Annotated in this window: 15 protein-coding genes; 11 read left to right on the plus strand and 4 right to left on the minus strand. The window is 51.8% G+C overall.

What is annotated here, in order from left to right:
• Positions 1 to 173: 173 nt before the first annotated feature.
• On the plus strand, positions 174 to 1,319 hold the full coding sequence (locus O3276_RS16025; RefSeq protein WP_269672227.1) for a phosphatase PAP2 family protein: 1,146 nt from the start codon (positions 174 to 176) through the stop codon (positions 1,317 to 1,319).
• Positions 1,320 to 1,463: 144 nt separating this feature from the next.
• Here the strand turns inward: O3276_RS16025 and can are convergent, their stop codons facing one another.
• Positions 1,464 to 2,138: a carbonate dehydratase gene (gene can / locus O3276_RS16030; RefSeq protein ID WP_269672228.1), complete on the minus strand. Its 675-nt coding sequence runs from the start codon at positions 2,136 to 2,138 to the stop codon at positions 1,464 to 1,466.
• Between the two features lie 382 nt (positions 2,139 to 2,520).
• Between can and O3276_RS16035 the strand changes: the two genes are divergently transcribed.
• The 4 genes from O3276_RS16035 (at position 2,521) to O3276_RS16050 (ending at position 8,905) form a co-directional block, all read left to right on the plus strand.
• A complete protein-coding gene (locus tag O3276_RS16035) occupies positions 2,521 to 3,930 on the plus strand; it encodes a CmpA/NrtA family ABC transporter substrate-binding protein (protein ID WP_269672229.1) in 1,410 nt (469 codons plus the stop codon).
• A 40-nt stretch (positions 3,931 to 3,970) separates the two neighbouring features.
• A complete protein-coding gene (locus tag O3276_RS16040; RefSeq protein WP_269672230.1) occupies positions 3,971 to 4,987 on the plus strand; it encodes an ABC transporter permease in 1,017 nt (338 codons plus the stop codon).
• A gap of 17 nt (positions 4,988 to 5,004) precedes the next feature.
• Positions 5,005 to 5,853, plus strand: a complete 849-nt coding sequence (locus tag O3276_RS16045) for an ABC transporter ATP-binding protein (protein WP_269672231.1) — start codon at positions 5,005 to 5,007, stop codon at positions 5,851 to 5,853.
• Positions 5,854 to 6,058: 205 nt separating this feature from the next.
• On the plus strand, positions 6,059 to 8,905 hold the full coding sequence (locus tag O3276_RS16050) for a putative Ig domain-containing protein (RefSeq protein ID WP_269672232.1): 2,847 nt from the start codon (positions 6,059 to 6,061) through the stop codon (positions 8,903 to 8,905).
• Between the two features lie 104 nt (positions 8,906 to 9,009).
• Here O3276_RS16050 and O3276_RS16055 read toward each other — a convergent pair whose 3' ends face one another.
• Entirely contained in the window at positions 9,010 to 9,225 is a 216-nt protein-coding gene (locus tag O3276_RS16055; protein ID WP_269672233.1) for a hypothetical protein, read from the minus strand.
• A gap of 176 nt (positions 9,226 to 9,401) precedes the next feature.
• Here O3276_RS16055 and O3276_RS16060 point away from each other — a divergent pair, with 176 nt between their 5' ends.
• On the plus strand, positions 9,402 to 9,671 hold the full coding sequence (locus O3276_RS16060) for a hypothetical protein (protein ID WP_269672234.1): 270 nt from the start codon (positions 9,402 to 9,404) through the stop codon (positions 9,669 to 9,671).
• Positions 9,672 to 9,788: 117 nt separating this feature from the next.
• On the opposite strand, the gene pyrF is transcribed toward O3276_RS16060, so the two are convergent.
• Both pyrF and O3276_RS16070 read right to left on the minus strand, forming a co-directional pair.
• The gene (pyrF, locus tag O3276_RS16065) at positions 9,789 to 10,616 is read right to left on the minus strand and encodes an orotidine-5'-phosphate decarboxylase (RefSeq protein ID WP_269672235.1); all 828 of its coding nucleotides are present in this window, start codon (positions 10,614 to 10,616) and stop codon (positions 9,789 to 9,791) included.
• A 90-nt stretch (positions 10,617 to 10,706) separates the two neighbouring features.
• Positions 10,707 to 11,306 carry a glutathione S-transferase family protein gene (locus O3276_RS16070; protein ID WP_269672236.1) on the minus strand — a complete coding sequence of 200 codons (600 nt, stop codon included), beginning with the start codon at positions 11,304 to 11,306 and terminating at the stop codon, positions 10,707 to 10,709.
• A 432-nt stretch (positions 11,307 to 11,738) separates the two neighbouring features.
• Here O3276_RS16070 and O3276_RS16075 point away from each other — a divergent pair, with 432 nt between their 5' ends.
• The 5 genes from O3276_RS16075 to O3276_RS16095 all read left to right on the plus strand — a co-directional run bounded on the left by O3276_RS16075 (position 11,739) and on the right by O3276_RS16095 (position 25,513).
• Complete coding sequence (locus O3276_RS16075; protein WP_206679410.1) at positions 11,739 to 12,008, plus strand: hypothetical protein; 270 nt, start codon at positions 11,739 to 11,741, stop codon at positions 12,006 to 12,008.
• A 402-nt stretch (positions 12,009 to 12,410) separates the two neighbouring features.
• Positions 12,411 to 12,872: a nucleoside deaminase gene (locus O3276_RS16080; RefSeq protein ID WP_269672237.1), complete on the plus strand. Its 462-nt coding sequence runs from the start codon at positions 12,411 to 12,413 to the stop codon at positions 12,870 to 12,872.
• A gap of 306 nt (positions 12,873 to 13,178) precedes the next feature.
• Positions 13,179 to 14,942, plus strand: coding sequence for a type I secretion system permease/ATPase (locus O3276_RS16085; RefSeq protein ID WP_269672238.1), 1,764 nt, complete (start codon positions 13,179 to 13,181; stop codon positions 14,940 to 14,942).
• Position 14,943: 1 nt separating this feature from the next.
• Positions 14,944 to 16,269, plus strand: a complete 1,326-nt coding sequence (locus O3276_RS16090) for an HlyD family type I secretion periplasmic adaptor subunit (protein ID WP_269672239.1) — start codon at positions 14,944 to 14,946, stop codon at positions 16,267 to 16,269.
• Positions 16,259 to 25,513 carry a cadherin-like domain-containing protein gene (locus O3276_RS16095; protein ID WP_269672240.1) on the plus strand — a complete coding sequence of 3,085 codons (9,255 nt, stop codon included), beginning with the start codon at positions 16,259 to 16,261 and terminating at the stop codon, positions 25,511 to 25,513. The genes O3276_RS16090 and O3276_RS16095 overlap by 11 nt, the downstream gene beginning before the upstream one ends.
• The last annotated feature ends 3 nt before the right edge of the window (positions 25,514 to 25,516 follow it).

A 25,516-nucleotide genomic window follows, 5' to 3' on the forward strand; every position in this document is an offset into this window, starting at 1 on the left:
TTTATTATAGTGTTTTGGTGCTATATCAATTCATAGAGCTCGTCTCAAAGCAGCTCGTCTCAAAGCGTAAACGTTGTTGAAAAATCCTGGTTGAGTCTTTTCGCTTCAGGCAAGGAACTTTGTGGTGGCAATCCGAGACTAACGAGTAGGCAAATAATGTTAGATCTTTGCTTATGAATATTGTCTCAACAACACCATTGCAAGCAAGTGGTGAAGTTTCAGAAAACGCTTTTGACCAGTCCATCCACAAGCCTGATGATGTCAAACAGTTCAGAGGATTTGGTGCTGTCCTCAGATCCGGGGTCACGTCTATATTGCAACGGGCCGGGGCGGATGACCAACTCTGGCTCCGACAGGCACAGGAAGCGGGCAATCGCCTCATGACTCGCCTGATGTCTGCGGTTCCTGTTGTTTATTCCTTGCTGATCATCAATAGCCTGCCCACCGCCAATGGGTGTGACAAACAGTGTGAATGGGGGTGTTCAGGCTCACGCAATGGAACACTGTCGGCGAATCCTCACCTCGGTTTTCCTGAGCCGGAAGTGGAGTGGGCCGATGGGGCAAGTGATGTTGTATTGTATGGTGGCTGTGCGATGGTGGTTGCCAGCCACATTGCCAGATTCGTAGCACGGCTGTATGCCGGTAAACAGTCAAGTGAGCAGGTGCCGGAGCCGGGTCGTATGGAAAATAATGTCAAGGAGCTGGCGAAAAAGATGCTCCGTAGAGAGGCCAGTGAAGTGGTGAAATCCGTGGTCTTGGTGGCAAGTGTCGTCGGCGTTATTGATTATCTGAAAATGAAAATTGATAGAGAACGTCCCTATGTCCTGAATCCTGACTATATCCATAGAAAGCTGTGCATGGATCCGGATGATTTCAAGGCCATGCCCTCGGGGCATGCGTCAGTTTCGGCTATTGCCTGGTCGCAGGTTGTCCTTAACGTTATAGATACTGCGGCGATGTCTTCCCAGGCCTTCAAGCGCTTGCTGTCAAAAATGGCAGCCTTCTCAAACCAGCCGCTTTCTTCACCGGCTGGGAAACGACTTATTGCCTTTGCGAGTGCCATGGGTTTTGGAGCCCTGGCTGGGGCATTAAGGGTTCTTGCAGCCAAACATGATGTTATTGATGTGTCCGTCGGCGCGGGTATAGGCATCATTGCTGCTGCTTGCTCCCCCTATATTCGCAGTGGTGTTTTTAACCATGGCGCTGTAGTGAATGAAAAGACCGGATATTACTATGACGATGAAGTGTATAGTCGACCTGTTGAAGCAGCGGGGCCGATGCAGGATAGGGATTATCAAAAGGTAGAGACGACGGTGTGATGGGATTGATAATACAATCATCATGTAGGCCGAGAGGCTGGTAAATTTCAGCAGCCAGCAAATTTTTTATGTGACCAGATGAAAGCGGATCACAATGCATCGTGCCACCCGCCCCCGTCTAATGCCAACAGATGTTAAGGGCAATCACCCTTCCAGCTTACTGGCGATGCTCTCAATCGCTGCCGGGTACTGCACATCAATATCTTCATTGGAACCAACGCTCAGGCCGAGATCCCTGACCAAGCCATCTTTCAAACCATAAACCCAGCTGTTTACGGTCAGTTTCTGGCCGCGATCCCAGGCATCCTGAACGATGGTTGTCTGACAGACGTTCAGCACCTGCTCCAGAACGTTCAGTTCACACATTCTCTGAAACTGCTCATCATCACTGCCAGCACTCTCAAGCAGCTCAGTGTGCTTCTTCTTAACGTCCTGCACATGCCTGAGCCAGTTATCGATCAGCCCCAGTTTGGAGTTGTTCATGGCTTCGCGCACACCGCCACAGCCGTAATGCCCCGTGACAATTATGTGCTCTACCTTCAGGTAGTCCACAGCATATTGAAGGACGGACAGACAGTTCAGGTCGGTATGAACCACCACATTGGCGACGTTTCGGTGCACAAACAGTTCGCCTGGAAGGAGGCCGACGATTTCGTTGGCAGGGACCCGGCTGTCGGCACACCCGATCCAGAGATACTTGGGTGCCTGCTGCTCAGAGAGTTGTTCAAAAAAGCCGGGCTTTTCTTCACGAATGGACTTGGACCATTGGTTATTGTTTTCAAGGAGGTTTGCCAGACTGGACATAGTTTCCTGATCCATATTTCGGTTCCATAACTGGAAAACGTTATAGCAACTCCGCTCTGGCAAAACCAGTATTCAAATGTAAGAGGTTTGTAACCGGGGCATGCGGTGGCGATGTTCCAGATTAGTGCAAGCTCTGGGGGGCAGCGGATGTAGCTGCACCGTTGTTGCTATCTCTGAAGTTTTCTTACGGGCTTAAACAGGCAAGGCATTTGTCCGCCAGAATAAACTAACACTAGTAAATTCAGCTGGTTATCAGGTTTTCTGGTATTTGGCATGTTTTCTGCTCAACCACCGGCAGTCGATCTCTGTGCGTTGACTGATACCGGAAAAGAGTGATGCCTGATTACGGTGATCACAGTTCAAGTCAGAGAGATCCGTTATACAGGGGAGGGGAATAATGAAGTGGTTCAAGCCTTTTAAGAAGGCATCGGTTAGGTTAGGTAAGGTTGCTGCCATCAGTGCCTTCATGGGGGTGAGTGCTTTCACCGGGCAAGCCAGCGCCAAGGCAGACTTTGAGCTTGGCTATCCGGAAAAGGAAGAGCTGACCATTGGCTTTATCAAGCTGACCGATATGGCACCCATTGCCATTGCTTACGAGAAGGGCTTTTTTGAAGATGAAGGGCTCTACGTCACCATCGAAGCCCAGGCAAACTGGAAGGTGCTGCTTGATGGCGTGATTGACGGGCGTCTGGATGGTGCCCACATGCTGGCTGGACAGCCTCTGGCGGCCACCATGGGCTTTGGTACCAAGGCCAATATCATTACGCCATTCTCGATGGACCTGAATGGTAACGGGATTACGGTGTCCAATGAGATCTGGGCCCAGATGAAACCCAATATCCCCAAAATGGCCGATGGCCGACCTCAGCACCCGATCAAGGCGGATGCCCTGAAACCGGTGGTTGAGAAATTCCAGTCGGAAGGCAAGCCGTTTAATATGGGCATGGTTTTCCCGGTCTCCACCCACAATTATGAACTTCGCTACTGGCTGGCCGCCGGCGGTATTCACCCCGGGTTTTATGCGCCTCATAAAGGGGATACCTCTGGCCAGATCGATGCCGATGCCCTGCTCTCCGTCACTCCACCGCCACAGATGCCATCTACCATGGAAGCTGGCACCATCTATGGTTACTGTGTCGGCGAACCCTGGAATCAGCAGGCGGTCTTCAAGAATATCGGCGTGCCGGTGGTAACCGATTATGAGATCTGGAAAAACAATCCCGAGAAGGTGTTCGGGATTACCGAGGAGTTCTATAAAAAGTACCCCAATACCACCATCCGTCTGACCCGGGCCCTGATCCGTGCTGCCCAGTGGCTGGATGCCAATGACAATGCCAACCGGCCTGAGGCGGTGAAAATCCTGTCACAATCCAATTACGTTGGTGCGGACTATGAAGTTATTGCCAACAGTATGACCGGCACCTTTGAGTACGAGAAAGGCGACAAACGACCGGTAGAAGATTTCAATGTGTTCTTCCGTTACAACGCCACTTACCCCTATTACTCCGATGCCATCTGGTATCTCACCCAGATGCGCCGCTGGGGACAGATTGCAGAAGACAAGAGTGATGAGTGGTACAAGGAGCTGGCAGCCAAAGTCTATCGCCCGGACATCTATGAAAAAGCGGCCCTGTCGCTGGTGGATGAAGCATTGGTGAAGCTGCAGGACTTTCCGGACTTTGAGTCGGAAGATGGTTTCCGTGATCCACAAACGCACTTTATCGACAACCTGGTCTACAACGGCAAAAAGCCAAACGACTACATCAACCAGTTCAACATCGGTCTGAAGCAGGGTGACAGGATTTGATCCTGTTACCTTTTTTAAGGGAAGTGAAGGAGAGTGGATTATGACGGATGCCTCGGTTGTCAGTCAGTCGGTCAATGAGAGCAAGTCATCACCGTTGTCTTTTCTTGCCGGGCTGGGCATTACGGTGAATCCCGGTAAAGTGTTCAGCACGGTACTGATGCCTATTATTGGCATCGTTGTCTTTCTGCTGATCTGGTCTGGCGCTGCACGCAATATTGATACTTCGCTGGGCAAATTTCCCGGGCCAGCAGCAGTGTGGGAGCAGTTTGGCTCTCTCTACCAGGAGCATGTCACCGAACGGGAAAAGGCAGAAGCCTTCTATCAGCGGCAGGAAAAACGCAATGCTGCCCGTGTCGCCAAAGACCCTGACTATGTGCCAAAAATCCGGGCCTATACCGGCAAGGAAACCTTTCTTGATCAGATCGTTACCAGCCTGGTCACCGTAATGAGCGGTTTTCTGCTGGCAGCCCTGGTTGCCATACCCCTGGGTATCGCCATCGGTCTTAATAAAACCCTGAATGCGGCAGTGAACCCGATCATTCAGATATTCAAACCGGTTTCACCCCTGGCTTGGCTGCCGCTGGTGACCATGGTTGTCAGTGCGCTCTACATCAGCCCTGATCCTCTGGTAGCCAAGTCTTTTTTAAATTCGATGATCACCGTGATGCTCTGCTGTCTATGGCCCATGGTGATTAACACGTCGGTGGGTGTCTCTTCCCTGGACCGTGACTTGATAAACGTCAGTCGTGTATTGCGACTGCCTGCCCTGAAACACGTTCAGAAAATTGTACTGCCCGCATCGGTACCGATGATTTTTACCGGCATGCGACTCTCCCTCGGAGTAGCCTGGATGGTGCTGATTGCGGCAGAAATGCTGGCTCAAAATCCCGGACTGGGCAAATTTGTCTGGGATGAGTTTCAAAATGGCAGCTCAAATTCGCTGGCACGCATTATGGTTGCCGTGATCGTCATTGGTGTGATTGGCTTTGGCCTTGATCGTGCCATGCTGGCCATCCAGCGTTTTGCCTCCTGGGATAAAAGCAAAGCCACTCATTAATAAAGGGAACCCTGCTCATGAGCACACTGCTGGATATCAGTCATATCGATATGGTGTTTGATACACCGAAAGGCCCTTTTACCGCACTCAAAGGGGTTGACCTGAAAATCGCCAAAGGGGAGTTTGTCTCGCTGATTGGCCATTCAGGCTGCGGTAAATCAACGGTATTGAATATTGTCGCAGGACTTCTGCAGGCCAGCAGTGGTGGTGTGATTTTAAATGGCCGGGAGGTGTCCGAGCCCGGCCCGGACCGGGCGGTGGTTTTTCAGAACCACTCACTCCTGCCCTGGCTGACCGCTTACCAAAATGTTGAACTGGCGGTGAAACAGGTGTTTGGCCGTACCAAAGGCAAGGCAGAGATCAAGGAATGGATTGAGCATAACCTTCAGCTGGTGCATATGGATCATGCCATGCATAAACGCCCGGATGAAATCAGTGGCGGCATGAAACAGCGGGTGGGTATTGCCAGGGCACTGGCCATGCAGCCGGACATCCTGTTGATGGACGAACCCTTTGGTGCCCTGGATGCCCTGACCCGCGCCCATATGCAGGACTCTCTGATGGAAATCCAGCAGGAGCTGAATAACACCGTCATCATGATCACCCATGACGTAGACGAAGCGGTTCTGTTATCCGACCGTATTGTGATGATGAGCAATGGCCCCGCTGCAACGGTGGGCGAGATTCTCGAGATCAACCTGGAAAGACCCCGGGGCCGGTTGGAGCTGGCACAGGATCCGGAATATACACGACTGCGTTCCGAAGTATTGAAATTCCTGTATGAGAAGCAAAGAAAGGTTGAACCCATGGTTAAACCCAGGGTCAGGAAAAAAGTGCAGAAAAGCAGGCAGCATGAAGCTGCTTAGGAATCGTCTTGAATCATTTCCACATTTTGGAGTCACCAAACTTCGTTCGTCCTGAAGCAGATTGAATGATTCAGAACCCTTCAATAAATACTTTATTATCACTACAGGGCTTATGAAAGTTGCAGAACACACTTGACGACATTCGTCATTTAAAAAGAGAATGTAGTGGCAAATAAATAATAACGAAATAACCATTAGGATTAAATTGTTAACAATAAAAAGGAATCTTGCTGCGCTGGCAACGGCAGTGGCGTCGGCCCTGGTATTAACCGGTTGTGGTGGGGGCGGCAGCTCTTCAGGCACAGGATCCAGTGCCAGTACATTCAGTATTACCGCGATGGACGGGTATTTGAAAAATGCCGATGTGTGGGTAGATGCTAATAACGACCTTAATGATGGTTGTGAACTGGATTTGGGGCTGGAAACCGGTGATGGCGGTCTCGTGAATATCCCCATCGAGTATCAGGACAGTACCATTTGTATTAAAACCATAGTCGGTAAAACGATTGATGAAGACCAGGGCCCTGTTGAACGTCCTCTCGAATTAAAAGCACCCGCCGGTGAGACCGTTGTCAGCCCGTTGACCAATCTGGTAGTAGAGCAACTGGAAGAGGATGATTCTTTAACAGTAGATGAAGCTAAAAATAAAGTAATTGAAGAGCTTGTTGGTTTGACTGGTGTCACCGCTGAGGATGTATTTGGGGATTTTGTTGCAGCAAAAAAGAGCGGCGATGATAAAGGGAAGGCAATCAATATTATTGCTGAGATCCTGTATGAGGAAGATGCCAAAGATTCCGACCTGACACTAACAGAGAAGCTGGCGATTGTTAAAGAGGTGTCGGAAGATGCGCAGAACGCCATCGACTCTACCGATATTGACGATTTCAAACCGGTTATTTTAGTTGCTAATGATGGTAGGGTGACTTCAACGCCAAACAGTCTTCCAACCGTAACCGGGAATGCGAGCAGCGGAGCTCAGGAAATTGATTTTGGTGAGTCATTCTCATTATCGGTGGCAGACTGGTTCCAAGATAAAGAAGACAACGACTCGGATTTGAAATACGAATTGAAGATTGTTCCGGAGTCAGGTTCTAACCTTGAAATTGACGAAAACTCTGGCTCTATTACTGGAAAAAAGCCTGCCGCAGGCACTTACACAATCTATGTATATGCCAAGGATACCGAAGGCGTTCGCTCCTATCCTGCTGTTTTTGACCTGAACGTTATCGCACCCAATACGCCGCCCATGGTAGATGATGATGAAAAAAATTCTATCCAGGCTGTGATCAACGACCTTGGGCTGCAACAAGGTATCGAGGCTAATCAAACTGTCTCTATTGTCGGGCTTTTTACCGATGATGACGGCGATGAATTGACCATTACTGTCAATGAGAATATTGCCGGACTGCAAATTGACTACGACAATAACCAGCTGGTCTTCAGCGGCACCCCTACAGTCAACACTGTAAATAACCCATTGTCATTTTTGGTCAGTGCTGGTGATGGCGTACATGTTGATACTATTGCAGCCGAGTTCAATTTGACCATTCTAGAAGGTATAGGCTCACACCCGCTTGAAGACACAGTCTGGTACCAGATTGAGCGAGGTTCCGATGATGGTGATGGTGATAATACAAACGACTACACTCGTGTATGGTGTGACACGTTGCAGTTTGCCGGTGGCATGGCCTACCTGAATACTCGCACCGCTGCCAATCGCACGACGTGTACGGATACGCCACCCATAGCCGGGAGTTACAGAGTTGAGTCTGGCAAGATAAAGATAACCTGGTCTGATAATTCAACAGCTGAGCTTTCATTGCTCGATGACAGTTTTGCATCCACTGATTCCTCCGATAACGGTACGTTGGTACAGTACTTTGAAACAGGTGAAGGAACCGAAGCACTGACCTGGTTTAAAAACAAGGCCAACGCAGAAGCCAGAATCCAGCTGACCAGCGCCATGCCGGAAGAAAATGGTGATTTCCAGTACTACCGGAAAAATGGTAACAGCTATGAATTAGGTGAGGTTTCCGTGTCTTTGGGCTTGCCTGGGTCTGATAATGGAGATCTTGATATCGATCTGTATTTTGATGGCCTGCCTACCAGCGGCACTTGTGAAACCCGGGTCAAAAACCTGTTTAGCAGATTTGAGATTGCTCAAAGTGACCTGACTGATCCGTTGAGTGTTGCCACCCAATTCTGGGATGGCGAGGATGCAGACAGCTGTTACGTCGATTTTGATATTTTCGGCTCAACCCAGGAAGACCAGATTCTTGGCGTGATAGCCTATGCCCATGATGCCCTCGAAGCGGAGATGAGCAGTCTGTACTTCAACATCCAGCAGAACTATCTGCCTGAAGTAACGGAGAGTGGCCTGAACAGCTTTTTGCTCGGCAGCTCTGACACTGACTACCGCTTTATAGCGAGTCTGAACGAAGTGGAGTTTGGTGACGAAGGTGTTCTTGAGGCTTCTCTCTTTGGGAGCCAGGCCTGCCAGAAGGCTGATAACGGATCTAATGTTTGCTTTCCATTCTCTGTGGATGGTGACCGGCTGACGACTACTGATGATGAAGGAGAAGAAACCGATCAGTTCCTTTATGTCTCTCAAGAGAATGCCTTTGCCGTTCCCATTGATTCCGGTGATCTGATTGCCTGGTCAAAAGCGCCCTTCACCAATGCGGGCTGGACTGCGGCGCAGCTGACCGGTAAAACCTGGTATTACGTTGACGATGACAGTACCACCGATGACGCTGATCCAATGATCGTTGAATTTGCTTTTGGTAATACAACGGTGGTGATGGACGGTGATACTGACAATGCCATGGACTGGAGCATTAGCGGCGGGGTGCTGACCATTGACTTCCCGGTTGATGACTCTGATCTGATCTTAGACCGTCTGGCTGCAACCGGTGACGTGGTCATTGCCACCAATACCGCCGTCAGCAACAAACCCGTGATTATGACCGAGGATGAAAACCTGGCCACCGGCATTTATCTGCAATGGCAGGAGCGCATCCGCGTGAAACCACAACAACAACCACAACAATAAGCAGGTAGTTTTCCATCCCTGACCCGGTTCCTGCGTAAGCGTGGTAACCGGGTCTTTTGCATCTGACTTGAAAAAATAAAACAAGACACAGATTTATATCCTGATCACTCACCCTCCGGCCTGACACCCAATTGCACAAGGTATCCATGAAGATCATCAATCACGTTTTGTAACTCTTGCTTCACCTCTTCAGGCGTTTTGGCCGATGGTTCTGTTGGCTGGTGTGTGATCGCTGATGTTGTGGGGTTTTGGTCAATGGTCTTGAGCTCTTGCTCCCATGGCGCACAAGCGTGATCACTATAATGACGAAGGTCTTTCATGCTCTGGCTTTCGGCACTGACTTTTGCCGGTTGACAGTGTTGATTTGATAAGTGAGGGGAACTATACGGCCTGGGTTGACATGTCTGGATCTGTTGTTCTGCTATTTTTCCTTCAAAAAATAATCTTTTGTCTTTGACTTTTTCCGCTGAATCTTCAGCTGCAGGAGTTGTTGTCGATGGTTTCTGACGGACTGATACTTGCGGATCTGTATGCCGGGATGCTCGCCAAGACGCTAAAGATTTTAATTGATAATGGCCTCCCCTGGTCTGACCATCCGGGAGCATTTTTTCCGGCTCTTCTCTTCTCAAACTCTTGTTTAGTGCTGTTACTTCCGATTGCTTGCCTGTCAAGGGTTGGCGATCAGGAAAAGCGGTTGAGTGGTCAACAGGGAAGGGTGTTGGCGACGATCGGTCCATCATGGAACTACCTTGTCAGGCAAATTTAAAGAAGTTACCCATGAAAGAGACATCAATCTGATCGTGGTGTTCATGCCGACGTGAGAATATTTTTGCTAAATTACCGATGGCTATTAACGACTCTCGTTAATAGCCATCAGCATGGGTTATCTATAGAGGTTTACCTGATCCCGTAATGCCACCGCTGCGTTTCTTGCGGCTTCAGCAAAGTCATCGCCACCACTGGCATAAATAATGCCACGGGATGAGTTCACAATAATTCCCTGGCCTTTGCTGTTCAGGCCATTTTTAACGGTTGCTTCCACATCGCCACCCTGAGCACCAAGGCCCGGCACCAGGAACGTCATATCTCCGGTAATGTCCCGAATACGCTTTAGCTCCGTTGGGTTTGTGGCACCAACAACCAGCAGGATATTGTTATGCTTATTCCACTGCTCCTGACACATCCGGGCAATCACTTCATACAGCATGGCCGACTCACCATTGGCCTGACGGACCGACAGGTTCTGAATAGCTGCGGCACCGGGGTTTGAGGTGCGGCACAGAACCACCGTTCCCTTATCGGCATAGCCTGAGAATGGCTCTATGGTGTCAATCCCCATATAGGGGTTTACGGTCACCGCATCGGCCTGATAACGCTCAAAGGCTTCAATGGCGTACTGGCTGGCAGTGCTGCCAATATCACCACGCTTGGAGTCGAGAATGACCGGGATAGCCGGATATTGAGTACGAATGTAATCAATGGTCATGGCCAGCTGATCTTCAGCACCATGGGCATGATAATAGGCCGCCTGGGGCTTATAACAGCAGACCAGGTCGGCAGTTGCATCAATGATGGCTTTATTGAATGCAAAGATGGGCTTGTCCATCGCCTGAATAGCGGCAGGAAAGCGCTCGGGTGAAGGGTCAAGGCCAACGCACAGCAGTGTGTTGTTGTTCTCCATGGCAGCCTGAACCCGATCAAGAAACCCCATTGTTAACCTCAGCGTTAGGTAAAAAGTGCTGAGCGGGGAGTCTAGCAGTATCCGTTACCTTTATACATGCTTTGCTGAGGGTTAAAGCCATTACCCTATTTTCACATGCTTTGGATGTTCCCTGACCCGTTTAAGCCAGGCCATGATAAAAGGAAAATCGGTCAGACCATACCCGCCCTCCGGTGCAATATGGGTGTAGCCATACAGGCTGATATCAGCGATGGTCATCTGGTCACCAACCAGCCAGTCATGATGCTCCAGGTGCGTCTCCATTACCTGTAGTGCCTTGTAGCCACTGGCTTTCTTGGCCTGCAGAGCAGCCTCATGCTTTTTCGGTCTGCCAAGGAATTTCACGATAAACCTGGCCGTTGCAATATAAGGCTCGTGACTGTATTGCTCAAAAAACTGCCACTGGAGAACTTTTGCCCTGAGGAAAGGGTCTGAAGGGAGATAGTCAGTGCCGTCAGCCAGATAGTTCAGAATGGCATTGGACTCCCACAGGTAATTCCCGTCGGGTAATGCCATGACCGGAATCTTGCCATTGGGGTTCATGGCCAGAAACTCATCGGTATGCGTTCCGCCACCCAGAATATTGGTGTGTTCCCACTCACAGTCAATATCCAGGTGGCTCATCAGCAGCTTGATCTTGTAGCAGTTGCCGGACTGGGCATCTCCGTAAACTTTGTACACAGGCTTCCTCCTGTTTGCCAAAATTTTGTCCGACATTGGTACTCTTTATTCGAAGACGGTGCAAGTCTATTTTGTGGAAGAAGAATGGGGCGATAAGCCAATGGCACTGACTTAAGCTTAAAAGCCCCGCAAACATGGGGATTGATACGGGTTTAGAGATTTGAATTGGAACCACAAAGCACACAAAGAGCACTAAGAAGAGCTTTTCTTTTCCTTTGTGCTCTTTGTGTGCTTTGTGGTTCCAATCGCCGGGTGCCTTAAAGCCCACGTATGACAAGGCTTTCACCCTTAAGTCAGTGCCATTGGGCGATAAGCTGCCCTTTTGCTACGTAGACCAGTAAACGACATTGTTCATTTTCTATCTATAGTGAGCATTCAAATGCCACTCTCGATAGAATGCAGGCTTTCTATAAAATTCCAGGGTGTATGGTAATGATCGATAGTGACGATTTGATGAGTGGTGAAGCCATCATCGAAATAGTTGAAAACCAGCTGGCAGAAAATAACCCACCAAGGGTAAAAGAGACCCTGATGAGGCTGATGCTGGAAGGCGTTGAGCGGGAAGAAGCCATTCAGTACATCGCCTGCGCCTTGTGTGTTGAGCTGCTGGATGTGGTTAATCATCAGACGGCGTTCAATGAACAGCGGTATAACACGAACCTGGATGCTCTGCCGGAAATGCCATGGGCTGAGGATCTTTAAGTAGTAGGGCAGTCTACTCTCGGTCAGCCTCCCGCAGAGTTCTAACGCCGCACGACTGCATGGGTGCAGGAGCGAGCGCAGGAGCAGTTGCCGGGAGTGACTGATCATGTGGTCATAAAATATGTTTTATTTGGTTAACTATTTAAGTGGGCCGCTAACCTGACAACGGATTTAATGAAAGGAAAAGGTATCAGGATATAAATTGAACTATCAGTAAATTTGCTTGTCCAAAAGTCAGAAAACTTAATTTTTCAAATTAATTTTCTTGCCAGACTGATTGAAAAGTATGAATCCTACAATCTCATGTGAACAGGCATGAATGCATGAAAATTAACCTGCACGACAGTTTTATACAGTCTACACTGCTGGTTTACAGTTGCTGTTAAACATGAGTCATGTTGTATGAATGAGTATTCATCTTTGCTGTTACACAGCATAGAACTGGCAAGGCAAAGTGCTGATCATGGCCAGCTGCCATTTTCAGCACTGCTTGCTCAGGAAGGTCGTGTAGTCATAGAAGCGGGAAACACGTCCATTGCCGATAATGATGTGACCCGGCATTCAGTGATGAATCTGATTTCCAGGGCTCACCAGATACTCTCTCAGCATGAGCTGGAACAGTGCACTCTGTTCACAAATTCTGAGCCCTGCGCCATGTGTTCTGGCGCTATTTACTGGGCAGGTATCTCTAAAGTCGTCTTTGGTTGCAGTGGCAAAACACTCCAGCAACTATCAGGACAGTCTATTGATATAGATTGCCATGAGATTTTTAAATGCTGTCACCCGACTATCGATGTTGTTGGCCCGATTGAAGAAGAGCGAGCCTCCGAACTGATCATGGAGTTCTGGCCGCACCCGTCATAAAAGTATTACTGCCTGTCTTTTGCTTATCATCCATAAGTTTTAATTATTCCTTCCGCCACAGAAAAACTCTGCTGATCTCAATCGGCTAACTTTTCCGGGTTAAGTGAGTTCGAGTGGTAATAATACTTATAAAATGGTAAAAATGTGCACGAATTCACATTTTTTACGGATTGGCTAAGGTTGCTTGGATCCACTGATAATGCCAAAACCGGATTTTTTAGTACAACGGATAATTTGCCGTGCCCAGAGCCGTAGATTACCCGACATCCAGCAGTAGCCACGTTTCAACTAACGACAAGAATTAAAGTGCATACAACCAACAAAGAAACCACTTATAACCATAAGCAGGCTTCTCTCTACCCATGGTTCTGGCATGCCCTTGCACCTTATTGGCGTGTTTACAGAGATGTGCTGCTGGCCAGTTTGCTGGTTAATCTCTTTGCCCTGGTATCCCCTCTGTTTGTTATGAATGTATACGACAGGGTTGTTCCTAACCAGGCATTTGAAACCCTGTGGATGCTGGCAACCGGCGTTGTCCTTGCGTTCTTTTTTGAGGCCGTTATTCGACTGATCCGATCCCGCTATATTGACCTGGCTGGACGACAGGTTGATCTCACCCTGTCTTCACGCCTGATGGATCGCCTGTTAGGGCTGAAGCTATCCAGTCGCCCCGGCAGTGCTGGTAATCTTATCAATCAGCTGGCCGAGTTTGACAGCGTTCGCTCTTTTATTACCTCGACAACGGTCATGGCGTTCATCGATTTGCCGTTTGTTGTGCTGTTTCTTGGGCTGGTGGTCTGGCTGGGTGGCTGGCTGATCATCATTCCGATTGTTTGCATTGGTATTGCCCTGACTGTGGCCTGGCTGCTGAACAGGCCTCTTCAGTCCGTTATTGCCCGGCAGCAGGGGGCCTCAGCCCAGCGGCAGAACTTTTTAATGGAGCTGTTACTCGGGCTGATTTCGGTGAAGAGCTGTAATGTTGAAAGCCAGCATCAGAAGCAGTGGAGCCAAATGAACCGCGAGGTTGCCGATGCCTCGCTTAAAATACGTCATCTGCAGACCATTACCGGCCAGGTCACCACATTAATGCTTCAGCTGAACACCGTTGCACTGGTTATATCCGGTGTTTACCTCATCAGTGTGGGTGATCTTTCCATGGGCGGGTTAATCGCCATCATGATGATTTCCGGTCGCTGTGCTGCCCCTGTCTCACAGGTGATTGGTTTATTGAACCAGTATGAAAAAACAGTGCAGGCACTGGATCATACCGGGCAGATCATGAACCTTCCCCAGGAGTATCCAGAGGAGCGCAAACTGCTCCGGCCTGATAGGTTTCAAGGGCATTTTTATATTAATAATATGTCGTTTGCCTACCCGAATGCTCCTGACCTGCTGAGTGATATAAATCTGCAGATTCCGGCGGGAACCAGGCTGGCCGTTCTCGGGCGGATGGGTTCTGGAAAAAGCACTTTCCTGCAACTGCTGATGGGGCTCCGGGAGCCTGGCAAAGGGTTGATTGGTGTCGATGGTGTGGATCTTCGTCAGATTGATCCGAACTGGTTCCGTCGTCACGTAGGCTATGTTGGGCAACGCACAGAACTGTTTAACGCCTCATTACGTGACAACATCACTATGCACCGTGAAGGGATCAGCGACAGCGATATTGTGCGAGCACTGGAGCTGTCCGGTTTGCAGGACATAATCCAGGCAGGCAGTGCAGGCCTGGATTTTATGGTGGGTGAGGGCGGACGGCATCTGTCCGGTGGTCAGGCTCAGGCTGTTGGCCTGGCACGGGCTCTGGTGACAAACCCGCTGGCCATTATTATGGATGAACCTTCCAGTGCCATGGACTCACAGGCAGAGGCACGTTTTCGCCAGCTACTTCTGGAACTGAAAGAGACCACCGTCATACTGGTGACACACAAAATGAATCTGCTGGATGCGATGGATCATATTGTGGTGCTTGATCAGGGAAAAATCAGTGTCAGTGGCAGTACTAATGATGTGTTAAGGGGGGCGAACAAGGCTCAACACTCTGCACCGAAGACCGCAGAGGAGGTTGTGACTTGAAATGAGTGACCTCACCAACCATCAAGGCTCTGGCTGGCATGCTGCCAGCGAGGCGGAAATCAATAAAATCACCCGGGGAAGCCGTCCATTGATCATGACAGTTGCCCTCTGTCTTCTGACTTTTATCCTCTGGGCAGGCTGGTGTGAGCTGGATGAGATTACCCGTGGAGAAGGCAAAGTGATTCCTTCCAGCCAGGTGCAGAATGTCCAGAATATGGAGGGTGGTATTGTTGATGATATTCTGGTTTCTGAAGGTGAACTGGTGGAACAGGGGCAGGTGCTGATGGTGATGGACGACACCCGGTTTACCTCTACCCGCCAGGGCCAGCTGGCCAACCGTCATGCATTGATGGCCAGAAGGGCTCGTTTGTTGGCAGAAGTGGAAGGCGGAGAGCCGGTCATGCCTGAGTTGCTGACAGCAAACGTGCCGGTGCTTGCCGACCGGGAGAAGGAACTCTTTCATCATCGCCAGCTGGAACTGGCCAGTAGTATTGGTGTTTATCAACAACAGCTGACCCAGCAGAAGAAACAGGCACTTGAGACAAAAGCGCAGCGGGAGATGCTGACACGCCGTTTTGCGTTACTGGATGAGGAACTCCAGCTTGCCCGTGATCTGTCTGCAGAAGGCGCAGTGTCCAGAGTCGAAGTGCTCCGTCTTGAACGACAGGTCAGTGATACCCGGGGTGAAAAAATCATTGCCGAGAAAAATCTGGAGCGGATCGCTGCACAACAGGAAGAGACACAACAACGAATTAATGAAGCACAGCTGAACTTCGTCAATAAAGCGCGAGTAGAGTTAAACAAAACCCTTGCCCAATTGCATGAACTAACCGCAAAAGAAACCGCCGTCAGTGACCAGGTGGAACGTACCCGGGTCAAGGCACCAATGAAAGGCGTGGTAAAGCAGATTCTTGTCAACACCGAAGGCGGTGTTGTCCAGCCGGGTATGGTGATGATGGAACTTATCCCCGTAGACGACACTCTGGAGGTAGAAGCCAGAATCCGGCCACAGGATATTGCATTTCTGCACCCGGGTCAGAAAGCCACGGTTCGCTTTACCGCCTATGACTTTACTATCCACGGCGGTCTTGATGGAGAACTGACCCATATCAGTGCCGACACCATCACGGATGAACAGGGCGAAAGCTTTTATCTGGCGAGAATCAAAACCGACAAGAGCCACCTGGGCAATGAAGGTGATAACAGCCGCCCCGTTATCGTCGGAATGGTTGCCTCAGTAGATATTTTAACCGGCAAGAAAACACTCCTTGAGTACCTGTTAAAGCCGGTGTTGAGAGCCAGACAGCTGGCCTTCAGTGAACGATAAAAATTTTGATCTGATAATAACAACTGACACAGGGCCGGAGTTGCCCGGTAACAATAAAAAGGAGCCAGTCGTGGACACTATTCAGGAAGCTACTGCCAGCAAATCTGCCGGATCCATTCACTTTGCCATTGGCAAGGTCGAGGCCATTACCCCTGAAGGAAATCGTCGTGTACTTCAGGCTGGTGATGTCGTCTACCCAAACGAAACAGTCATAACCGGAGCCGACGGTTTTATTCATATCGACCTGTTTGATGGCCAGGTACTTGAGCTGAGCAATAACGATGAGTTCAGCTTTACCGCCTTCTATCAGAATTTTCTGCCAGACGATGCAGAAATAGAAATAGAAGCGGAGCAGTTTGAACTTCCGCCAGTCCCGGATACTCCTCTACCTGCAACAGGCCAGCCGGATAGTCAGGTTAATTCAGGTTTTGGCAGCCAGACTATTCTCGATCTCAGCGGTATTCAGGTGGATCCGGAGGCTGGTTTTGATACTTTTGAGCCTGAAGCAGCGATAGAAGATAGTACAGATTTTACTGGCAATGAGTTATTGAGCCTTGATGAAAATGATGCCCCACAAGCCGCAGATGATATTAGGTCTTTGAGTGAAGGTGGAGCGCTATCGGTTAATCGTCTGAACGGTGTAATTAATTCCAATGATATTGACTCCGATGGCGACATTCTTTTCGTAACCGGTATTAGCGTAGGTGGCGTAGAGGGGGTAGTTGGTCAGCCTATGGTTGGTACATATGGAACGTTGATTGTAAATGCAGATGGTAGTTATGACTATATCGTCAACCAAGATAGCGCAAGTGCTTTAGGAACTGATGATGTTGGTAATGAGGTCTTTACATATACCGTTAGTGATGGAAGAGGAGGCTCTGATTCTGCTGAGATTATTTTTCAGATATCAGGTTTAAATGACAAACCAGTCCTGCTGACCGATAGTGGCTCAGCGAACGAAGGCCCGAGCAAGCTGGCCTACACCGAGAACGATGGCGCAAGGGTCATCGATAGCACCCTGACCCTGAGTGATGTGGATGACACGCACCTCGAAAGTGCCACCGTCACCATCAGTGGCAACTACCAGACGGGTGAAGACCTGCTGAGCCTGGAGGCCGGTGCACTGGTGGACAAGGTTGAGATTCGCTTTGATGCTGGCACCCTGACCATCAGCGCAAAACACGCCGGGACGGTGACCAGGGCGGAGTTTGAACAGTTACTGGAAAAGGTGACTTACGAGAACCTCAGCGACAATCCGAACACCGGGGACCGGACCATCAGCTGGGTGGTGAATGATGGCACGGCTGATAGTACGGTGGTGACGTCGACCATTGAGGTCACTGCGGGTAATGACAAACCGGTCCTGCAGACCAACAGCGGCACAGTGAACGAAGACCCGAGCAAGCTGGCCTACACCGAGAACGACGGCGCAAGTGTCATCGACAGCACCCTGGCCCTGAGCGATGTAGATGACACGCACCTCGAAAGTGCCACCGTCACCATCAGTGGCAACTACCAGACGGGTGAAGACCTGCTGAGCCTGGAAGCCGGTGCACTGGCGGACAAGGTAGGGATCAGCTTTGACGCCGACACGGGCACCCTGACCATCAGCGCGAAACAGGCCGGGACGGTGACCACGGAGGAGTTCGAACAGTTGCTGGAGCAGGTGAAATACAGCAACAGCAGCGAAGACCCGAACACGGCAAACCGGACCATCAGCTGGGTGGTGAATGATGGCACGGCTGACAGTACGGCGGTGACGTCGACCATTGAGATCACGGCGGCCAATGACCGTCCCATCCTGATGACTGGCACGGCACAGGAAACCAGCCTGCTGCAATACACCGAGAACGATGGCGCAAGGGTCATCGACAGCACCCTGGCCCTGAGCGATGTAGATGACACGCATCTCGAAAGTGCCACCGTCACCATCAGTGGCAACTACCAGTCGGGCGAAGACCTGCTGAGCCTGGAAGCCGGTGCACTGGCGGACAAGGTAGGGATCAGCTTTGACGCCGACACGGGCACCCTGACCATCAGTGCGAAACAGGCCGGGACGGTGACCACGGCGGAGTTTGAGCAGTTACTGGAGCAGGTGAAATACAGCAACAGCAGCGAAGACCCGAACACGGCAAACCGGACCATCAGCTGGGTGGTGAATGATGGCACGGCTGATAGTACGGCGGTGACGTCGACCATTGAGGTCACGGCGGCCAATGACCGTCCCATCCTGATGACTGGTACGGCACAGGAAACCAGCCTGCTGCAATACACCGAGAACGATGGCGCAAGGGTCATCGACAGCACCCTGACCCTGAGCGATGTGGATGACACGCACCTCGAAAGTGCCACCGTCACCATCAGTGGCAACTACCGGTCGGGTGAAGACCTGCTGAGCCTGGAGGCCGGTGCACTGGTGGACAAGGTTGAGATTCGCTTTGATGCTGGCACCCTGACCATCAGCGCAAAACACGCCGGGACGGTGACCAGGGCGGAGTTTGAACAGTTACTGGAAAAGGTGACTTACGAGAACCTCAGCGACAATCCGAACACCGGGGACCGGACCATCAGCTGGGTGGTGAATGATGGCACGGCTGATAGTACGGTGGTGACGTCGACCATTGAGGTCACTGCGGGTAATGACAAACCGGTCCTGCAGACCAACAGCGGCACAGTGAACGAAGGCCCGAGCAAGCTGGCCTACACCGAGAACGATGGCGCAAGGGTCATCGACAGCACCCTGGCCCTGAGCGATGTAGATGACACGCACCTCGAAAGTGCCACCGTCACCATCAGTGGCAACTACCAGACGGGTGAAGACCTGCTGAGCCTGGAAGCCGGTGCACTGGCGGACAAGGTAGGGATCAGCTTTGACGCCGACACGGGCACCCTGACCATCAGCGCGAAACAGGCCGGGACGGTGACCACGGAGGAGTTCGAACAGTTGCTGGAGCAGGTGAAATACAGCAACAGCAGCGAAGACCCGAACACGGCAAACCGGACCATCAGCTGGGTGGTGAATGATGGCACGGCTGACAGTACGGCGGTGACGTCGACCATTGAGATCACGGCGGCCAATGACCGTCCCATCCTGATGACTGGCACGGCACAGGAAACCAGCCTGCTGCAATACACCGAGAACGATGGCGCAAGTGTCATCGACAGCACCCTGGCCCTGAGCGATGTAGATGACACGCACCTCGAAAGTGCCACCGTCACCATCAGTGGCAACTACCAGACGGGTGAAGACCTGCTGAGCCTGGAAGCCGGTGCACTGGCGGACAAGGTAGGGATCAGCTTTGACGCCGACACGGGCACCCTGACCATCAGCGCGAAACAGGCCGGGACGGTGACCACGGAGGAGTTCGAACAGTTGCTGGAGCAGGTGAAATACAGCAACAGCAGCGAAGACCCGAACACGGCAAACCGGACCATCAGCTGGGTGGTGAATGATGGCACGGCTGACAGTACGGCGGTGACGTCGACCATTGAGGTCACGGCGGCCAATGACCGTCCCATCCTGATGACTGGCACGGCACAGGAAACCAGCCTGCTGCAATACACCGAGAACGATGGCGCAAGGGTCATCGACAGCACCCTGGCCCTGAGCGATGTAGATGACACGCACCTCGAAAGTGCCACCGTCACCATCAGTGGCAACTACCAGACGGGTGAAGACCTGCTGAGCCTGGAAGCTGGTGCACTGGCGGACAAGGTTGAGATCCGCTTTGATGCTGGCACCCTGACCATCAGCGCAAAACACGCCGGGACGGTGACCAGGGCGGAGTTTGAACAGTTACTGGAAAAGGTGACTTACGAGAACCTCAGCGACAATCCGAACACCGGGGACCGGACCATCAGCTGGGTGGTGAATGATGGCACGGCTGATAGTACGGTGGTGACGTCGACCATTGAGGTCACTGCGGGTAATGACAAACCGGTCCTGCAGACCAACAGCGGCACAGTGAACGAAGGCCCGAGCAAGCTGGCCTACACCGAGAACGATGGCGCAAGGGTCATCGACAGCACCCTGGCCCTGAGCGATGTAGATGACACGCACCTCGAAAGTGCCACCGTCACCATCAGTGGCAACTACCAGACGGGTGAAGACCTGCTGAGCCTGGAAGCCGGTGCACTGGCGGACAAGGTAGGGATCAGCTTTGACGCCGACACGGGCACCCTGACCATCAGCGCGAAACAGGCCGGGACGGTGACCACGGAGGAGTTCGAACAGTTGCTGGAGCAGGTGAAATACAGCAACAGCAGCGAAGACCCGAACACGGCAAACCGGACCATCAGCTGGGTGGTGAATGATGGCACGGCTGACAGTACGGCGGTGACGTCGACCATTGAGATCACGGCGGCCAATGACCGTCCCATCCTGATGACTGGCACGGCACAGGAAACCAGCCTGCTGCAATACACCGAGAACGATGGCGCAAGTGTCATCGACAGCACCCTGGCCCTGAGCGATGTAGATGACACGCACCTCGAAAGTGCCACCGTCACCATCAGTGGCAACTACCAGACGGGTGAAGACCTGCTGAGCCTGGAAGCCGGTGCACTGGCGGACAAGGTAGGGATCAGCTTTGACGCCGACACGGGCACCCTGACCATCAGTGCGAAACAGGCCGGGACGGTGACCACGGCGGAGTTTGAGCAGTTACTGGAGCAGGTGAAATACAGCAACAGCAGCGAAGACCCGAACACGGCAAACCGGACCATCAGCTGGGTGGTGAATGATGGCACGGCTGATAGTACGGCGGTGACGTCGACCATTGAGGTCACGGCGGCCAATGACCGTCCCATCCTGATGACTGGTACGGCACAGGAAACCAGCCTGCTGCAATACACCGAGAACGATGGCGCAAGGGTCATCGACAGCACCCTGACCCTGAGCGATGTGGATGACACGCACCTCGAAAGTGCCACCGTCACCATCAGTGGCAACTACCGGTCGGGTGAAGACCTGCTGAGCCTGGAGGCCGGTGCACTGGTGGACAAGGTTGAGATTCGCTTTGATGCTGGCACCCTGACCATCAGCGCAAAACACGCCGGGACGGTGACCAGGGCGGAGTTTGAACAGTTACTGGAAAAGGTGACTTACGAGAACCTCAGCGACAATCCGAACACCGGGGACCGGACCATCAGCTGGGTGGTGAATGATGGCACGGCTGATAGTACGGTGGTGACGTCGACCATTGAGGTCACTGCGGGTAATGACAAACCGGTCCTGCAGACCAACAGCGGCACAGTGAACGAAGACCCGAGCAAGCTGGCCTACACCGAGAACGACGGCGCAAGTGTCATCGACAGCACCCTGGCCCTGAGCGATGTAGATGACACGCACCTCGAAAGTGCCACCGTCACCATCAGTGGCAACTACCAGACGGGTGAAGACCTGCTGAGCCTGGAAGCCGGTGCACTGGCGGACAAGGTAGGGATCAGCTTTGACGCCGACACGGGCACCCTGACCATCAGCGCGAAACAGGCCGGGACGGTGACCACGGAGGAGTTCGAACAGTTGCTGGAGCAGGTGAAATACAGCAACAGCAGCGAAGACCCGAACACGGCAAACCGGACCATCAGCTGGGTGGTGAATGATGGCACGGCTGACAGTACGGCGGTGACGTCGACCATTGAGATCACGGCGGCCAATGACCGTCCCATCCTGATGACTGGCACGGCACAGGAAACCAGCCTGCTGCAATACACCGAGAACGATGGCGCAAGGGTCATCGACAGCACCCTGGCCCTGAGCGATGTAGATGACACGCATCTCGAAAGTGCCACCGTCACCATCAGTGGCAACTACCAGTCGGGCGAAGACCTGCTGAGCCTGGAAGCCGGTGCACTGGCGGACAAGGTAGGGATCAGCTTTGACGCCGACACGGGCACCCTGACCATCAGTGCGAAACAGGCCGGGACGGTGACCACGGCGGAGTTTGAGCAGTTACTGGAGCAGGTGAAATACAGCAACAGCAGCGAAGACCCGAACACGGCAAACCGGACCATCAGCTGGGTGGTGAATGATGGCACGGCTGATAGTACGGCGGTGACGTCGACCATTGAGGTCACGGCGGCCAATGACCGTCCCATCCTGATGACTGGTACGGCACAGGAAACCAGCCTGCTGCAATACACCGAGAACGATGGCGCAAGGGTCATCGACAGCACCCTGACCCTGAGCGATGTGGATGACACGCACCTCGAAAGTGCCACCGTCACCATCAGTGGCAACTACCGGTCGGGTGAAGACCTGCTGAGCCTGGAGGCCGGTGCACTGGTGGACAAGGTTGAGATTCGCTTTGATGCTGGCACCCTGACCATCAGCGCAAAACACGCCGGGACGGTGACCAGGGCGGAGTTTGAACAGTTACTGGAAAAGGTGACTTACGAGAACCTCAGCGACAATCCGAACACCGGGGACCGGACCATCAGCTGGGTGGTGAATGATGGCACGGCTGATAGTACGGTGGTGACGTCGACCATTGAGGTCACTGCGGGTAATGACAAACCGGTCCTGCAGACCAACAGCGGCACAGTGAACGAAGGCCCGAGCAAGCTGGCCTACACCGAGAACGATGGCGCAAGGGTCATCGACAGCACCCTGGCCCTGAGCGATGTAGATGACACGCACCTCGAAAGTGCCACCGTCACCATCAGTGGCAACTACCAGACGGGTGAAGACCTGCTGAGCCTGGAAGCCGGTGCACTGGCGGACAAGGTAGGGATCAGCTTTGACGCCGACACGGGCACCCTGACCATCAGCGCGAAACAGGCCGGGACGGTGACCACGGAGGAGTTCGAACAGTTGCTGGAGCAGGTGAAATACAGCAACAGCAGCGAAGACCCGAACACGGCAAACCGGACCATCAGCTGGGTGGTGAATGATGGCACGGCTGACAGTACGGCGGTGACGTCGACCATTGAGATCACGGCGGCCAATGACCGTCCCATCCTGATGACTGGCACGGCACAGGAAACCAGCCTGCTGCAATACACCGAGAACGATGGCGCAAGTGTCATCGACAGCACCCTGGCCCTGAGCGATGTAGATGACACGCACCTCGAAAGTGCCACCGTCACCATCAGTGGCAACTACCAGACGGGTGAAGACCTGCTGAGCCTGGAAGCCGGTGCACTGGCGGACAAGGTAGGGATCAGCTTTGACGCCGACACGGGCACCCTGACCATCAGCGCGAAACAGGCCGGGACGGTGACCACGGAGGAGTTCGAACAGTTGCTGGAGCAGGTGAAATACAGCAACAGCAGCGAAGACCCGAACACGGCAAACCGGACCATCAGCTGGGTGGTGAATGATGGCACGGCTGACAGTACGGCGGTGACGTCGACCATTGAGGTCACGGCGGCCAATGACCGTCCCATCCTGATGACTGGCACGGCACAGGAAACCAGCCTGCTGCAATACACCGAGAACGATGGCGCAAGGGTCATCGACAGCACCCTGGCCCTGAGCGATGTAGATGACACGCACCTCGAAAGTGCCACCGTCACCATCAGTGGCAACTACCAGACGGGTGAAGACCTGCTGAGCCTGGAGGCCGGTGCACTGGTGGACAAGGTTGAGATTCGCTTTGATGCTGGCACCCTGACCATCAGTGCGAAACAGGCCGGGACGGTGACCACGGAGGAGTTCGAACAGTTGCTGGAAAAGGTGACCTACGAGAATCGCAGTGAAAACCCCGACACCGGTGACCGGACCATCACCTGGGAGGTTAGCGATGGAGATGATAACAGTGATCCGGTGACGTCTATAGTCAAATTGACACCTGAAGCTCCCAGTATTAATGCAAATACCAGAGGTACCAGCCTGTACACTGACTTTCAGGTTCCGGTTCCAGAGGTAGGGTATCGTATTGATGTCGCAGCTGACTCTTTAGGCTATCAGACAGACAATGCAGGAGGTGATCTGGAAATTGGTAGAGAAAATTTTTATGGAGGAGAAAGTGATAAAAACCATGTTTTGGAGTTGAAAGCCGATCCCGGGGATTACAATATATTTGCAGATATCGAGACTATATCTGGTGAAGTATTTCAGTTCACCTTCGACCATGCAGCACGTGAGTTCGAAGGCGGCTTTGAGTCTGCTATAGACGTCCTGGTCTCTGATCTGGATTCAAACGGCAATGTCACTAAACAGACTAAGATTACGACCATTACTCCGGGAAATCTCTTTGATCTTAAGACACACACCTTTTATTTTGTGGCTACCGGTGAAAATACCCGTTTCGAGATATTAGCTGCCGATCGTGATGGAGCTGATACCACTGGTGCAATCATTGACAATATCCGGGTTGAGACGGTCGGTTACCAAAAAATTTCCAGTATTCCTCTTAATATCACCGCAGAGAAAGCAAACGACAATGATATTCTGATTCTTACTGTTTCAGATATTCCTGTGGGCGTTACCCTAACGGATGGGACTCGTTCGTTCACTGCTATGGAAGATTCCACTTCCATCGATATTAGTGACTGGACTCTTGCCAACCTGGAGTTACAACCAGCACCCGATTTTGTTGGAAATGTGTCTCTGACCTTTACGGCGGTTGCGCAGGATCAAGATGGTGATACCAGTTCGGAAAGCGTGCTTGATCTTAACTACACTATTTTTCCGGATGTTCTTCCGGGGAGTCGTGAAACAGGTACTCGAGGTGCTGAGACATTGGATGGTGATGAAAACAACGACGCCATTAATGGCGTTGCTGGTAATGACACCATAAATGGAAATGGTGGAAACGATATACTCAGTGGTGATGAGGGGGCCGACACGATTAATGGTGGTGCAGGTAAGGACTTTATCGATGGGGGTGAAGGAAACGATACACTGGCTGGCGGTGATGGCTCTGATCTGTTTATTTTCAAAATTGCAGACTTGCTGGATGGAGAAACTGTGCAGATGGATACCATCACCGATTTTGTTTTGGGCGACCCCCTGAGCGACAACAGTGATGCGGATGTTCTGGATCTTTCTGGTCTTGTTGATTTTGGTGTTAAGGAAATTGTTAATCCAGAGACTCTTCAGGCGAAGGGAATTTCTGCAACTTACCAAAACGGCAAGGCATTTATCGAGTTTACAGCAGATACCCTTGATGGTGATGGAGACAAACTCACCATTGTTTTTGACAACACCACGGGCTGGAATGACCTGAATGAGTCCGGCAGTATTGATGGCAATGATGTACTTCAACAGCTGATTAACAACGGCCAGCTGATTGTTTAAAGA

The sequence above is a fragment of the Endozoicomonas sp. GU-1 genome, assembly GCF_027366395.1.
Classification (GTDB): Bacteria; Pseudomonadota; Gammaproteobacteria; order Pseudomonadales; family Endozoicomonadaceae; genus Endozoicomonas.

What these genes read in the sequence shown, in the direction of transcription:
- O3276_RS16080 (WP_269672237.1), top strand. Translation starts at nt 12,411, where the DNA reads ATGAATGAGTATTCATCTTTGCTGTTACACAGCATAGAACTGGCAAGG.
- O3276_RS16055 (WP_269672233.1), bottom strand. Translation starts at nt 9,225, where the DNA reads ATGAAAGACCTTCGTCATTATAGTGATCACGCTTGTGCGCCATGGGAG.
- O3276_RS16025 (WP_269672227.1), top strand. Translation starts at nt 174, where the DNA reads ATGAATATTGTCTCAACAACACCATTGCAAGCAAGTGGTGAAGTTTCA.
- O3276_RS16035 (WP_269672229.1), top strand. Translation starts at nt 2,521, where the DNA reads ATGAAGTGGTTCAAGCCTTTTAAGAAGGCATCGGTTAGGTTAGGTAAG.
- can (WP_269672228.1), bottom strand. Translation starts at nt 2,138, where the DNA reads ATGGATCAGGAAACTATGTCCAGTCTGGCAAACCTCCTTGAAAACAAT.
- O3276_RS16090 (WP_269672239.1), top strand. Translation starts at nt 14,944, where the DNA reads ATGAGTGACCTCACCAACCATCAAGGCTCTGGCTGGCATGCTGCCAGC.
- O3276_RS16045 (WP_269672231.1), top strand. Translation starts at nt 5,005, where the DNA reads ATGAGCACACTGCTGGATATCAGTCATATCGATATGGTGTTTGATACA.
- O3276_RS16075 (WP_206679410.1), top strand. Translation starts at nt 11,739, where the DNA reads ATGATCGATAGTGACGATTTGATGAGTGGTGAAGCCATCATCGAAATA.
- pyrF (WP_269672235.1), bottom strand. Translation starts at nt 10,616, where the DNA reads ATGGGGTTTCTTGATCGGGTTCAGGCTGCCATGGAGAACAACAACACA.
- O3276_RS16060 (WP_269672234.1), top strand. Translation starts at nt 9,402, where the DNA reads ATGGTTTCTGACGGACTGATACTTGCGGATCTGTATGCCGGGATGCTC.
- O3276_RS16040 (WP_269672230.1), top strand. Translation starts at nt 3,971, where the DNA reads ATGACGGATGCCTCGGTTGTCAGTCAGTCGGTCAATGAGAGCAAGTCA.